The sequence below is a fragment of the Cyclobacterium sp. L-R genome, assembly GCF_056859355.1.
On the sequence record NZ_JBSXOH010000066.1, the window covers coordinates 62,909 to 77,278 of the forward strand.

Below are 14,370 nucleotides of genomic sequence, written 5' to 3' on the forward strand. Positions count from 1 at the left end.
TTACTTGAAATCCAAAAGCTTTACCATTTCCACTTAAATTTTGGCAAAGAAATTATCAAATTACCTGTCCGTCATTTTTTTTTTAGAACTGAAGCAGAGTTATTTTATATCAATAACTTCAAATTCCCCGATAATCTATTAATTTTGCAACTCATAAAAAAATGCTTTAAAATGACCGGTACCAAAAAGTTTATTATTGATTTTGACAGCACTTTTACCAAAGTAGAGGCTTTGGATATTTTAGGTGAAATTAGCTTGAAGGATGATCCTTCGAAGGAAGAGAAGCTAAAATCAATAAAGGACATTACCGATCAAGGAATGGAGGGCAAACTCACTTTTAGAGAGAGTCTTATCCAACGGGTAGAGATTTTGAATGCCAACAAGGATCAAATCTCTGAATTGATTTCGGTTTTAATGAAAAAGGTGTCTGATTCCTTTACAAGGAATAAGGAATTTCTGCTTGAGAACAGGGAAGATATTTATATAATATCCAATGGTTTCAAGGATTTTGTAGTTCCTATTGTTACAAGCTTCGGGATCAAACCTGAAAATGTATTTGCAAATGAGTTTGAATACGATGAGTCTGGAAAGATTACGGGCTTCAATAAGAAGAATCCACTATCTCAAAATAATGGCAAACCAGATACAATAAAGAGGTTGAACTTGTCCGGAGACATTTATGTCATTGGTGATGGTTATACAGACTATGAGATCAAGGCATCAGGGGTAGCCAATAAGTTTTATGCTTTTACTGAAAACATTCATCGTCCTTCCGTTTCTTCAAAAGCGGATCACATTGCGCCAAGTTTGGACGAAATTTTATATGTGAACAAATTGAATAAAAAGTTTTCTTACCCAAAAAGTCGTATCAACGTTTTATTATTGGAAAATGTACATCCGATTGGCGTTGAACTTATGAAAGCGGAAGGTTACAATGTAGAAGTGATCAGCTCTGCGCTTTCAGAGGATGAGCTTGCAGAAAAAATAAAAAAGGTATCGGTACTAGGTATACGATCCAAAACGCAGGTTACCAAAAAGGTATTGGAAAATGCCAATAGATTGATTTCAATTGGCGCTTTTTGCATAGGAACCAATCAAATAGACTTGGAAACTTGTCAAGAGAAAGGAATAGCCGTGTTCAATGCACCATTTAGCAATACTCGATCAGTTGTAGAACTTGCTATTGCAGAAATAATCTTCCTAATGCGTGGAATGGTTGACAAAACAACCAGTATGCACCAGGGAAAATGGGACAAAAGCGCGAACGGTAGTTTTGAGATCAGAGGCAAAAAATTAGGCATAATAGGCTACGGTAATATTGGTTCTCAATTGTCTGTTTTAGCTGAGAATATGGGCTTGAATGTTTATTATTATGATGTAATAGAAAGACTAGCTTTAGGCAATGCGACAAAAGTAGATTCATTGGATGAATTACTTGAATCCTGTGATGTCATTTCCCTCCATGTAGATGGAAGAAAAGAGAATGAGCTTTTGATTGATAAAGAAAAGATAGCCAAAATGAAGAAAGGCGCCTATTTAATTAATTTAAGTAGAGGCCATGTGGTTGATGTAGCTGCACTTCGTGAAGCGTTGACTTCAGGTCATCTTGCTGGTGCAGGTATTGATGTGTTTCCAAAAGAACCAAAAAACAATTCAGAGCCATTCGAATCTGAATTAAAAGGTTTACCAAACACTATCCTTACACCACATATAGGAGGAAGCACCTTGGAGGCGCAGCAGAACATTGCTCAATTTGTTCCGGGAAAGATTATTGAATACATCAATACTGGTAATACTTACAATAGTGTGAATTTCCCTAACATCCAACTTCCATTTTTACATGATGCACACAGACTGATTCACATTCACTTGAATGAGCCAGGTATAATGGCAAGGATCAATAAAATTTTAGCTGATTACGACATCAATATTGTAGGGCAATATCTCAAAACAAACGAAAAAATCGGCTATGTAATTACAGATATTGACAAAGCTTATAGTAGCAAGGTTATAGATGAGCTGAAGGCAATAAATGGTACAATAAGATTCAGAGTACTGTATTAAGAAGAACAAAAAAATAAGGGGGCTGACAAGCAGTCCCCTTAAAATATGGCCCGAATCATGGAGTGTTACAAACCTCCGGTAAAACAAGATTTGAGCTGCACCTTTCTCGCAACCTTCCACTGTTATCCTGCACCTAAAAAGGTACGAGGTCTTCCAAATGGAAGATGAGGCCTGGTTTTGAAAATGTACTTCACTCGGTATATTAATCAATTGTGAAGTTTGAACATGTCGCTGACCCGAACCACAATGCAAATATACAATCAATATGAGGAAACCTCAAACCCCTTCTTCTTGTATTTAAAATTCACAAAGCAATATTGACAATACCAGAAACTTATTAATTCCTTTATATTTCACAACTGAACTACCTCAAAATCAAAGACTTTTACGTAATTACCCCCAAGGATTAGCAGGCTTAAGCCTAATCCTCAAATAAACTGATTTACATACAATTACATGAAGCAGTGAGAATGTAATTCTTTAAAAAGGATTAAAAAAAATAAATTTAAAATATCCTTTCCTCCCCTCTCAAAAAGAGAAACCAAAAAATTGTAATAAGAAATTATTTTACTAATTTAAAAATCGTAGGCACGTATAGCTTACAACGCACAAAAATGGTTAGACAGCTTTTACATAGAATCTTTAATTATTTTAAATAATGTATCAAATCAAAAAAATCATTGTTTGTCTTGATCAATCAGAGATGGACAAAACTCTGGTAAAATTTGCCACATTTATAGCAAAGAGCAACCAATCCAAGAAAATCTATTTTACAAATATCATTAGAAACCTTAGTATACCTAAAGATGTTTTGGCTGAGTTCCCAAACCTAATTGACAATATGGTTGAGGAGCGAAAAAGCCAAATGAAACAGGTCGTAAAAGAAAATCAAGATCCTGAGTTTAATATCAGTACTGCTTTCATCGTCAGAGAAGGACAACTTTCAAAAAAGGTACTCAAATTAGCCAATGAGAAATCGGCCGACTTAATACTTGTAGGTAAAAAGACAACTATTCCAGGCTCAGGAGTAATCACACAACGATTGGCAAGAAGAGCTTCTTGTTCTCTTCTAATTGTTCCAGAAAATAGTCAGCCGAAAGTTAAAAAAATTCTTGTTCCTAGTGATTTTTCAGATTATTCCAAAGATGCTCTTGAGGAAGCCATTGAAATCACTGAAAAAAACGATGGTAAATCCGAAATAGTTTGTCAGAATGTCTACTCGGTACCATCGGGATATCATTTTACAGGAAAATCATACGAGGAGTTTAGTGAAATCATGCTAATGCATGCTCAGGTAAACTACAAAAAATTCATTCGTAAAATTGACACCAAAGGGCATACGATTACACCGCTTTACACCAGAGATGAGGACGATGATCCAGTGGTAGACATCCTAAATAAGGCAAAAGAAATAGAGGCTAGCATTATCATCATCGGAGCTAAAGGAAGAACCGCAGCTACAGCTCTATTCATTGGCAGTTTGGCTGAACGTCTAATTCAAATCAATAATAAAGTCCCTCTATTGGTTACAAGACCTAAAGGTAAAAATGCAGGAATTATTGAATACATACTTGAAATTTAGGTTTTCACATACAAAAAAATATTGTTTAGGACTTTTTATGAATAATTCCTAACTTTATACTATTCCAATAATTGAATACATTATGAAACTAAAGTCATTATTCCTACTAATAATCGCTTTGTCTTTTTTTAACCTTGATGCCCAATCCCAGTTATTAAGAAAACTAAAAAAAGCAGCATCTGATGGGGTATCTAGAGCCGTAGAAAAAACCGTAGAGAAAGAAGTAGAAAAAGCAACTCAGAGGCAATTAGAAAAAACTTTTAGAAACCTTTACGGGGACGGTGATAACAATGGTGATTCCGAAAATGGGCAGGGATCTACTGACAATCCTTCTTATGATTTCAGTAAGGTGATGGGCTCAATCAACATGAATGTCGACACAGAAAGCGAATACAGCTTTTCAGGGGTGGCCATAATGGAAATCAAGAGTACAAATGAAAAAGGAAAAGAAGAAGATCCAGTGATATTCAATTCCTTTTTATCTGACAACCCCAATTATTATGGGATGGAATTTATTGATCCAGACCAAAAGAATAAAAATGAAAAATCCGTTATTATAATGGATCATAAAAATAAAGCTACCATTATATTGGTGGAAAATGACGAAGAAAAATCCAGCATGGCATTTGGAATGGACTGGGGAGGAATGATGGAGAACTATTCGGAAAGTACTGACAACAATCCAATTGAAAATGCCTCATTTGAAAAAACAGGCAATACCAAGGACATTCTAGGTTACACCTGCGAGGAATATAGTATGACTTCTGAGGATTCGGAAGGCAGCTATTGGATAAGCAAAGACCCTATAGAAGGGCTAGAAGGGTTTTGGAGTAAAAACAGTCCCTTTGTAACCAAAAAAATGAAGGAACAAAACAGTACTTTTTATGGCAGTTTTCCTGAAGGAAACATCATGGAAATGACCTTTAAAGACAAAAAGGAGGGTAATACCTCAGAAATGAAAATAGTAAAAATTGACAATTCTAAACCTACAAAATTTGATTTGGCAGACTTTCCAAACCCAATGAAGGCCGCTAATTAATTCTTTAAATTCAAACACGGAAATTGATCGTATCTATTATAGTAGCCAAAGCTACCAACAATGCCATAGGCCTAAAAGGCGATTTACCCTGGAGGCTTCCTGCAGACCTTAAACATTTTAAAAATGTAACTTCGGGTCATTATGTGATAATGGGGAGAAAAACCTTTGAATCCTTGAAAAACCCTCTTCCCGGCAGAACACACATTGTAATCAGCAGTAATACCAATTATAGGGTTCCTGAAGGTCATGAAGTAGTACATAGCTTGGAAGCAGGCTTGACCATAGCAAAACAGAAGAACCTTGATAAAATCTATATTTTAGGCGGAGCTGAAATTTACAAATTGGCTTTACCTTTTTGCCAAGAAATGATCATTACAGAAATAGAAGCAGAACCGGAAGCAGACACCTTTTTCCCGGATTTCAACCATCAGGACTGGACAATTACTGAAAAAAGCAGCCATTCCAAAGACACAAAAAACCCATTCAACTATTCGTTTGTCACCTATAAGAGAAAAGATGATGCTTAATGAGCGAATTTCATTAATTGAGTTATAAATTTCGCCCTTTATTAAACATTACTGATAGGAAACAATTAATTTTGAATTTACAAAAGGTTAAATCCGTGTCAAATGCATAAACCTGTTACAGCAGAAATCATATCCATAGGTGATGAATTACTTTATGGCCAAATCCTCGACACTAATAGCAAATGGTTGAGTGAAGAAATGGATAAAATTGGTGTTAGAGTCATACGAAAAACTACCATTGGAGATGATCCGGAGGCCATGATTCAAGCCTTTAAATTAGCATCAAAGAAAGCCGATATTATTTTGATGACAGGTGGCTTAGGACCTACCAAAGACGACCTAACCAAAAATGTATTGGCAGAATTTTTCAATTCATCAATGAAACTTTTTCCTGATGCACTTGAAGATGTCCGCCATTTTTTTGAAAGCAGGGGTCGTGAATTGTCCCCAACAAACCGAAGTCAGGCATACCTTCCTTCCAACTGCACCTATATTCAAAATGCAGTAGGAACAGCTCCAGGAATGTGGTTTGAAGAATATAAATCCGTATGGATGTCAATGCCAGGTGTGCCTCATGAGATGAAATACCTCATGGAAAACGCAGTAATACCTAAAATAAAAGAAAAATATAAACTACCTGTAATCTACCATAAGGTAATAAAAACCATTGGAATAGGTGAAAGTTGGTTGTCAGATATAATTTCTGAATGGGAGGAGCAACTACCTTCACACATACGTTTGGCTTATTTACCATCCTTGGGAGAGGTAAAACTTAGACTGACAGGGTTTGGTAATTCTTTTGATCTAATTGTAAAAGAAGTAGATGAGGAAATTGACAAATTGGAGCCATTAATTTCTAAGTACATTTATGGATTTAATACTGACACAATCGCTTCAGCAATAGGTCAAACCTTGATTCAAAATAATGAAAACATAGCTATAGCCGAAAGTTGTACAGGAGGCTATTTATCTCATGTGGTAACAAGTATACCGGGAGCAAGTAACTATTACAATGGAGGAATTATACCATATCACAATGCATTTAAGGAAAACTTGCTTGATGTAGACCCTGTTACCTTATCTACAAAAGGAGCAGTAAGCGAGGACACAGTAATTGAAATGAGCAAGCAAGTTAGGCTTAAATTTAAGTCTACTTATGGGCTTGCCACAAGTGGTGTCGCCGGCCCTGGAGGTGGAAGTAAGGAAAAACCCGTTGGTCTTGTTTGGATTGCTTGCCATGATGGTGAAAAATGCCTGACACGCAAGTTGCAGCTCACAAAAGACCGATTGATCAATATTCAGTTAACAAGCACGGCTTCTTTAAACTTATTGAGGGAGACAATATTACAGAATAGAAAATAAAATTTAGGGGTTTTCCTTTTGTAAACCAATTACTAAATTTTAGTTTTATAGCTAGGGAGATTTTAAAAATAAGCAAAAGCTATGGCAACAGTGGAAATGGTGATGCCCAAAATGGGAGAGAGCATTATGGAAGGCACTATTCTTTCATGGCTAAAAAAAGAAGGGGATCGAATAGATCAGGATGAATCGGTACTGGAAGTAGCTACTGACAAAGTAGACACTGAAGTTCCTGCTACCCACTCTGGCGTTTTAAAAACTATACTTGCCAAGGAAGGCGAAATAATTGAAGTAGGTAAACCTATCGCTATAATTGAGGTAAAACTCGAAGATATGGAGGAGATTAAAACTACTGATGATCTGGAAAAACCGGCCATTGACCTTGAAGAGAAAGAACTCTTGCAAGATGTACCTGAGTACACCTCACTAATTTTAGGAAAAGAATCCTATAGCGAGCCAGAAGAGTTAGAAGATAAAAGGTTTTATTCTCCATTGGTACAGAGCATCGCCAATCAGGAAAATGTAAGTTCTTCGGAACTGGCTGAAATAACTGGAACCGCAAAAGGCGGAAGGGTAACTAAAAAAGACATCTTGAACTACCTGGCAAAAAGGAATACTCCTCAGCCACCAGCCTTTTCAGATGGGAATGACGAAATCCTAGAGATGGATAGAATGCGGAAGATGATCGCCCAACGTATGTTGGATTCGAAAAACATTTCTGCGCATGTTACCTCCTTTGTGGAAGCTGATCTGACAAACATTGTATATTACCGAAACCGTATAAAAGACGAATTTCAGGCTAAAGAAGGAGAGAAAATAACCTTCACTCCATTCTTTGTCCAAGCCATAGCCAAGGCCCTGAGAGACTTCCCAATGATGAATATTTCCGTTGAAGGAGATAAAATCATAAAGAAAAAAAACATCAACATTGGGGTTGCCGTAGCCTTAGCAAATGGGAATTTAATCGTACCTGTTATTAAAAATGCTGATCAATTGTCTCTTTCTGGTCTCTCCAAAAAGATCAATGAATTAGCACTGAGAGCTAGAAACAACCGCTTGAGTGCTGAAGAACTAAAAGGAGGAACGTATACACTATCAAATATAGGCTCATTTGGAAACATTATGGGAACTCCCATAATTGTTCAACCACAAGTAGCTATTTTGGCAGTAGGTACCATTACTAAGAAACCTGCGGTTATAGAAACACCTACTGGTGATTTGATAGGTATTAGACATAAAATGATCTTATCACATTCATATGACCATAGGGTAGTTGATGGGGCACTTGGAGGAATGTTTGTTAAAAAGGTTGCTGATTACCTTGAATCATTTGATACGAAAACCCTTATTTGATTTGGTTTTCTTTTAGCAAGATGCAGTTTTTTATTCTCGCTACGATCTGATGAATCTTTACTGGCTTCGTTAGGTAATCATTCATACCTATGTTCATTGCCAGCTCGATGTCTTCCTTGAACACACTAGCGGATAAACCAACGATCATCATTTTTCTGCCATTAGGCATAGATCTGATGATTTTTGTTGCATCCATCCCATTCATTCTCGGCATTTGATTGTCCATAAATACCAAGTCATAACTTTTTTGCTCCACCGCACTAATGGCTTCAACACCATTTAACGCAACATCAGGATTATAACCCATCTGGGTTAAAAGCATTACCATAAATTTTAGATTTATGTCATTGTCTTCCACTAGCAATACATCTAGGGGATGCTTGTCCGCAAGATTCTCAATGGCTAGGTTCTCATTTTTCTGTGCCGTATTGCTTAATAAATTTAACTTTTGCTCACTAGCTTGGGAAATAAGGGCAAAAGTAAAGGTAGATCCTTGGTCAATTTCACTTTCAATATGCAATACCCCCCCCATTAACTCTATTAATTTACTAGCAATGGCAAGTCCCAGACCTGTACCTTTATAATCCCCATTTGAGGCCTGACTTGCCTGGGTAAAAGGCTTAATTAATTGAGGAATCTTGTCTTTAGATATGCCCACCCCATTGTCCTTAACAGTACATGTCAGGATTAAATTTTTGGTAAAAATTAACTCCCCACTAACAATAACATCAATACGTCCTCCTTTTTTTGAGAACTTCACTGCATTGCCTATAATATTAAAAAATATTTGAGCCAACTTGTCTTTGTCCAAGACAATCATAGCTGGCACACTTTTTTCAATTTTCAGGTTGATCACTAAATCTTTCTGAAGGGCCATCCCCGCAAAAACATTGATGATCTTATCCATTTCCATTGCAAAATCCATCGCAACTGGATCCAATTCCATTTTACCCGCTTCAATTTTGGAGTAATCAAGAATATCATTTACGATATTTAAAAGAGATTCCCCGGAATCTCCAATTATCGATAATAATTCATTTTGTTTTTTTGATAGCGGCGTTTTAAATAATAAACCTGTAATACCCAAAAGCCCATTTAAGGGAGTTCTGATTTCATGACTCATATTGGCCAAAAAGCTTGACTTTTCTCTATTTGCCAATTCAGCAGCCTCTTTTGCTTCACTTAGACCCCGCTCCCATAGTCTTTGTCCTGTAATGTCGCGCCCAACAGAAATCACTCTTTTTTCATCTAGTTTAAAGAACCTAACCTCAAAGTATCTCCTACCTACATCTAGTAGCAAATCGAGTTCCTCAGTTTGCATTTTTCCGGTTGAAATGACTTTATTAAATGCCCGCATTGCTTTTTCACCTGCCTCGCCTGTCAGAACCTCATCAATTTTCTTGCCCAGTGATTCTTTTGGGTTCACAATCAACAACTCCTCATGTTGGACATAATAATCAAGATACACTCCTTGGTTATTGTATATGAAAATAATATCAGGAAGGCTATTTAAAACAGAACGCAGTCTATTTTCGCTTATAATAAGTTCTTGATCAGCCTTATACTTTGCATTGATGTCAGTAAAAATCCCAACCGAACCTATATAATTTTTGTCTTCATTATAGATTAATTTCTCAAAAACCTTCGCCCTAATAGGACCTTCATCTTTCTTTTCGGAGGTGAACTCAAAAGAAAAAACTTCTTTTTTCCGCTCAATATGAAGACACCTTTTTTCCAGAAAATCAGCTTTATCTCCAAGGATAAAATCTTTAAGCTTCTGATTCACCAATTCATCGGGCTGATTACCTAAAACCTCTTTAACATTTTCACTGACTTGATAAATTACATCCTCTTTATTTTGGTAATAAATAAAACCTTTGGACTGTTGAAGTAATATCGTTTGCTGTTTTAAAAGTTGATTGAGGTGTTTGGATTTTTTCTCCAAAAACAGGTTGTTTTCATTGGTGATTTTGAAATATTTAATAATCAAAAAAATCACCAAAGTTAATAGCGCAAACAGTGCAATAAACAAATGGAAATAATTTCCAAAAATGGCAGAATCAATGGTGTTTTTTTCCTGGGCAAAAGCAAAGGCATATTTCCCTTTTAGATGCGTTAAGGTAAAAGGATATTGAACAAGGAGGAACTCCTGTGGGTCTGCATTGTATACATTTGAAATAAACGCTGAATAATCACCTCTAATCCCCTTATCAATTTCCTGAATAATGTTTTCATGAATTAATTCATCTTGAAAAAACATTTGCCCTTCCCCATTAATCTTAAAAAACCTGTCGTTCATGAAGACAAGTTTATCCGTATTGGATCCCAAAAAATAGTTATCCAACAACTGGTCGAAGTATTTAGAAATATTTAATTTTACAACTAGCTTAAAGTCCTCTTCACCTGAAATTACAATAATATCTTCACCATCATTAAGATCTTCAATCGAACTTGAATTAATTGAAGTAACCGACAGCTGATTGGGTTCATTAATTTTATAAACTTGTGCAAAATCATCTTTTTCAATAATTAGGCTATCTATCAAGTTCAGGTAATTATTCAACAACTCCCTAATATTTAACTCATTTAACTCTTTCGAAGCATCTTTATTTTCCCATCGCGCATTGATTTTTTGTGTATTGACAAAAAAGGCCAAGTCTTCATCAAGGTTTTGTAGGTTTGTCTGTGCTTCATTTGCAGCGTATTCTAGTTGCTTGTTTAAAAAAAAATTCCTGTTGTCTATTAAATTATTTGATATTGAATTATAAAAAAACACGGCTAAAGTAAGCGTTATCAAAACCGCTCCTCCACCGAGCCCAATCAACCACCAAAACCGCTTGGGTTTAAGCTGTCTTATTATTTTACTCTCCTGATATTTCCCTGTATTAGTCATGAATATCTACCAAATACCAATCCATAACATTCAATTTTCTACTGTACGCTTCAAAAGGCCTTCCTTGCAATTCAAACTTTTGATAATTTTCTTTCTCCAACAAAAATTTAGATGCCATTCTACGTACTTCCTTACTTTTGCTCTTGTAGAGATTAAAATCTTCCTTTCTGAAACTATCTGTATTAACCGTTTGTAGGTAGGTATGATTTTTTAGCGGAGGCATATTTAGTGCCTTTATTGCCTCTTCTCCCCCTGCAACTATGACACCTTGACTATCTATGATAACCAATTTTTTATCCGAATTCCTTAAGAATCTTCGCATTAGTTCCGACACGGTTATATCTAGGCCTAACACACCCTTTAGCTCGTCCTCATAATATACTGGCTGAATCAAAGAAAGAATCCACCCTCTTCCCATTGGATCAATATAAACTTCCTCAACCCAAACCGATTTCCTGGTGGGGTTTCTCAGTTCATCTCCCAAATAATAGAAATTAAACGAGGTAAAGTCCACATCTGGTTCGACAGTATTGAAAACATATGGCGGGTAAAGCCTACTAAAATTACTTGCTGAATTAAAATACACCTGACTTACCAAAGGTCTTTTATCAATGATTTCTTTAAATGCACTGTCCAATTTCTCAGTCCAATAAATTTCTCTTAAAGCTAGTTCCTTATTTTCCGTAGAGAGTGAAACGAAAACGGTACTTGCATCAATCTTATCACCAGATTGATGCAAGACACCATTTTGAACCTTTATATATTTATTTTTATCACCATTCTGAGCTAGTTCATTAATCCCCCCCTGTTCATATAGATAAGTCGATAATATTGCTAATTCTCTGATATCAGCTTCTAATGGCAAAAAATCAGCTTCAACAATTCGAATAATTGAATCTAATAATAATATATGATTATCAATTGGTGCCTTAACATCCGATTGACAAGAAGAAGATAACAAAAATATCAAAATGTTTACAAAAAATAAATACTTCATCTTTAAATAATTAAATTAAGACAAATTTAGAAATTTTTTGTAGCATTTTGAAGTGATTGGTGCATTTCATCAAACCTTTTTTTAACTTCCGTAAAAAAAGCACCCTCCATTAGGGAGTCCAAATCCTTTTCTTCCAGAACATCCATTGCCGGGATCTTGTAAGTCTGTTCTAAATTACCTAACTCAAACTTTAGTATAAATTTGTTATTCCATTCAAATAAACTGATTCTTATACCTTCTATATTACTTTCTCTAACTACCCTCATACAGGTTTCTTTATTTCGGTAGAATAGCTGATCTCTGATTTCAAACTTGAAGCAACGGAACAATATTTATCTACCGCCAGCTTAATAACCTTTTCAAACTCCAATTCGGTGGCGTCAGAAGAAGTGAGAATAAAATGCAAATGAATAGATTTATAAAAAGCAGGAGTTCCATCATTCCGAATTCCTTCTGCTTTGATCTCAAAATTATCAACCTGCTTTCGCTTCTTTTTCATCATCAATACAGCATCAACGGCAGAACATCCAGCTAAGCCAGAAAGTAATAATTCCATAGGTGATTGAAATTTCTTTTCAGCACCATCATACATGTCCATTTGAACCTTATTTCCTTCAGGATTAGTTGTTTCATATTCCCTATCAGCAATCATCCGAAGTGTAATTTCTTTCTTATTCATTAAAATTGTTTTATGGTTTTTACTCTTTGCTATTCAATTAAAATCAAAGCCCTAAATTGACAATATATTTTATTGCATATATTGTAATCACCTACCCATTAAACAAGGAGGTAATTAAAAGTGCAATTGCATTTTTTGGGTTAATAAGGCGAAATTAAGCAAGCTTAATCTTTTATTTAAGCATTATAACTTCAAGATTATAATTTTCGATCCTTTGGCAAGGGATTTACCTAATAATTAATAAAATTTAACGTCTAATCCTTAAAATAGATTGGTAAATCGAAGATTTCTTTACGATTATTCCTCAATTTTCATAAAAAATAAAATGAAAATGAAAAAATTTTCTCTATTCCCATTCCGAGAAAGCAATTCAAGTAAGAGTAGAACTTTAACATGGTAACAATCCTTTAAAATCAGCCTTATTTTTGTTATTTTCGCATTCTGCAAACTATTGAACCTCTATTGAGGAACCTGAGTAAAAATAATTTTTACCTTTCTTAAAAATTGTATTTTTTCCAGACATTTAATTTTGCCAAGCCTTTATTTAAAATTCAACAGCAATGAAGAACCATATAAACATTGTAAGCCCTGAGGAGGCAGTAAAATGTGTTAAGAGCAATCAAAGAGTATTTGTTCATGGAAGCGCCGCTACTCCTACAGTGTTACTGCATGCATTGGAAAAAAGGAAGAACGAGCTAAAAAACGTAGAGGTTGTTTCGATTACTACTCTGGGAGAAATGCCTTTAACGCATGAATCCTGTAAAGGCAGCTTTTATTTAAACTCTTTGTTTGTCTCACAGAACATAAGAAATGCAGTCAACAGTGACCAAGGTGGTTATGTACCAGTTTTCCTTAGTGAAATTGGCCGATTGTTTAGGCAAAACATCATGCCTTTAGATGTGGCCTTCATCAACGTATCTCCACCAGACCAACATGGTTATTGTTCCTTAGGTACTTCTGTAGATGTAGCAAGGCCAGCAGTGGACACTTCTCAAATTGTAATTGCTCAAATCAATAAACAAATGCCTAGAACAATGGGCGATGGACAAATTCATGTCAGCAAAATAAATGCTGCCATCCTAGTAGATGAGCCTCTACCAGAAGTAAACTACTCCAACAAACTCCAGGAAGCAGACTATAAAATCGGAAAATACATTGCAGAGTTAATCGATGACCGGTCTACCTTGCAATTGGGCATTGGAGGAATTCCAGACGCAGTATTAAAATCCCTCACTAGCCACAAGGATTTAGGTATCCATACAGAAATGTTTTCTGATGGTGTTATTGACTTATTAGAATCTGGTGCAATCACCAACAAATACAAAGTAAAACATCCAGGAAAAATTGTTTCGTCCTTCGTAATTGGAACAAAAAAGCTTTATGATAGTATCCATGACAACCCAGCCTATTCATTTCATGAAGCGGCCTACGTTAATGATACTGCCGTGATAAGAAAAAACCCAAAGGTAATCTCCATTAACTCTTGCCTGGAAATTGATTTAACTGGCCAGGTCTGTGCAGATTCCATAGGTAGTTACCAGTATTCAGGTGTAGGTGGTCAAATGGACTTCATTAGAGGTGCTGCACTATCAGATGGTGGTAAGCCAATAATGGCTTTGCGTGCGACCACCAATAAAGGCCAATCTAAAATTGTACCTTTCTTAAAACAGGGTGCAGGCGTGGTCACTACCAGGGCACATGTTCATTATGTAGTAACCGAATATGGAACAGCATACCTTTACGGGAAAAATCTATGTCAAAGAGCGCATGAATTAAAGAAAATTGCAGCTCCTCAACATCAGGAGGATTTGGATAGGGCAATCTTTGAAAGGTTTGGAAATTTTATTTATCCTCTCAGTTAAGGTGAATTTAACCGG

11 protein-coding genes are annotated in these 14,370 nt (G+C 35.7%); 7 read left to right on the forward strand and 4 right to left on the reverse strand.

Translation table 11 applies throughout. The features are described 5' to 3' along the window. Positions 1-171: 171 nt before the first annotated feature. From serA to AC13EX_RS10030, 6 genes are all read left to right on the forward strand, one after another. Positions 172-2,064, forward strand: coding sequence for a phosphoglycerate dehydrogenase (gene serA / locus AC13EX_RS10005; protein WP_482892560.1), 1,893 nt, complete (start codon positions 172-174; stop codon positions 2,062-2,064). 658 nt (positions 2,065-2,722) lie between these two features. After that, positions 2,723-3,646 (forward strand): universal stress protein, encoded by a 924-nt coding sequence (locus tag AC13EX_RS10010; protein ID WP_482892561.1) that lies wholly within the window; start codon positions 2,723-2,725, stop codon positions 3,644-3,646. 82 nt (positions 3,647-3,728) lie between these two features. After that, entirely contained in the window at positions 3,729-4,685 is a 957-nt protein-coding gene (locus AC13EX_RS10015; protein ID WP_048642597.1) for a DUF4412 domain-containing protein, read from the forward strand. A 23-nt stretch (positions 4,686-4,708) separates the two neighbouring features. Further along, complete coding sequence (locus tag AC13EX_RS10020) at positions 4,709-5,212, forward strand: dihydrofolate reductase (RefSeq protein WP_482892562.1); 504 nt, start codon at positions 4,709-4,711, stop codon at positions 5,210-5,212. A 102-nt stretch (positions 5,213-5,314) separates the two neighbouring features. After that, on the forward strand, positions 5,315-6,574 hold the full coding sequence (locus tag AC13EX_RS10025; RefSeq protein WP_482892563.1) for a competence/damage-inducible protein A: 1,260 nt from the start codon (positions 5,315-5,317) through the stop codon (positions 6,572-6,574). A gap of 81 nt (positions 6,575-6,655) precedes the next feature. Continuing rightward, positions 6,656-7,924 (forward strand): dihydrolipoamide acetyltransferase family protein, encoded by a 1,269-nt coding sequence (locus tag AC13EX_RS10030; protein WP_482892564.1) that lies wholly within the window; start codon positions 6,656-6,658, stop codon positions 7,922-7,924. Here the strand turns inward: AC13EX_RS10030 and AC13EX_RS10035 are convergent. The 4 genes from AC13EX_RS10035 to AC13EX_RS10050 are packed head-to-tail and all read right to left on the reverse strand — an operon-like array spanning position 7,917 to position 12,493. Further along, positions 7,917-10,817 (reverse strand): ATP-binding protein, encoded by a 2,901-nt coding sequence (locus AC13EX_RS10035; protein WP_482892565.1) that lies wholly within the window; start codon positions 10,815-10,817, stop codon positions 7,917-7,919. The genes AC13EX_RS10030 and AC13EX_RS10035 overlap by 8 nt on opposite strands. Next, the gene (locus AC13EX_RS10040; protein WP_482892566.1) at positions 10,810-11,814 is read right to left on the reverse strand and encodes a PDC sensor domain-containing protein; all 1,005 of its coding nucleotides are present in this window, start codon (positions 11,812-11,814) and stop codon (positions 10,810-10,812) included. Before AC13EX_RS10040 ends, AC13EX_RS10035 begins: the two co-directional genes overlap by 8 nt. A gap of 26 nt (positions 11,815-11,840) precedes the next feature. Beyond that, positions 11,841-12,080: a hypothetical protein gene (locus AC13EX_RS10045; protein WP_482892567.1), complete on the reverse strand. Its 240-nt coding sequence runs from the start codon at positions 12,078-12,080 to the stop codon at positions 11,841-11,843. Continuing rightward, positions 12,077-12,493, reverse strand: coding sequence for an OsmC family protein (locus AC13EX_RS10050; protein WP_482892568.1), 417 nt, complete (start codon positions 12,491-12,493; stop codon positions 12,077-12,079). Before AC13EX_RS10050 ends, AC13EX_RS10045 begins: the two co-directional genes overlap by 4 nt. Before the next feature lie 560 nt (positions 12,494-13,053). Here AC13EX_RS10050 and AC13EX_RS10055 point away from each other — a divergent pair. Continuing rightward, positions 13,054-14,355, forward strand: coding sequence for an acetyl-CoA hydrolase/transferase family protein (locus AC13EX_RS10055; protein WP_482892569.1), 1,302 nt, complete (start codon positions 13,054-13,056; stop codon positions 14,353-14,355). Positions 14,356-14,370 lie beyond the last annotated feature (15 nt).

Coding starts and splice junctions, on each gene's coding strand:
- serA (WP_482892560.1), top strand. CDS start 172: ATGACCGGTACCAAAAAGTTTATTATTGATTTTGACAGCACTTTTACC.
- AC13EX_RS10010 (WP_482892561.1), top strand. CDS start 2,723: ATGTATCAAATCAAAAAAATCATTGTTTGTCTTGATCAATCAGAGATG.
- AC13EX_RS10015 (WP_048642597.1), top strand. CDS start 3,729: ATGAAACTAAAGTCATTATTCCTACTAATAATCGCTTTGTCTTTTTTT.
- AC13EX_RS10025 (WP_482892563.1), top strand. CDS start 5,315: ATGCATAAACCTGTTACAGCAGAAATCATATCCATAGGTGATGAATTA.
- AC13EX_RS10030 (WP_482892564.1), top strand. CDS start 6,656: ATGGCAACAGTGGAAATGGTGATGCCCAAAATGGGAGAGAGCATTATG.
- AC13EX_RS10035 (WP_482892565.1), bottom strand. CDS start 10,817: ATGACTAATACAGGGAAATATCAGGAGAGTAAAATAATAAGACAGCTT.
- AC13EX_RS10040 (WP_482892566.1), bottom strand. CDS start 11,814: ATGAAGTATTTATTTTTTGTAAACATTTTGATATTTTTGTTATCTTCT.
- AC13EX_RS10045 (WP_482892567.1), bottom strand. CDS start 12,080: ATGAGGGTAGTTAGAGAAAGTAATATAGAAGGTATAAGAATCAGTTTA.
- AC13EX_RS10050 (WP_482892568.1), bottom strand. CDS start 12,493: ATGAATAAGAAAGAAATTACACTTCGGATGATTGCTGATAGGGAATAT.
- AC13EX_RS10055 (WP_482892569.1), top strand. CDS start 13,054: ATGAAGAACCATATAAACATTGTAAGCCCTGAGGAGGCAGTAAAATGT.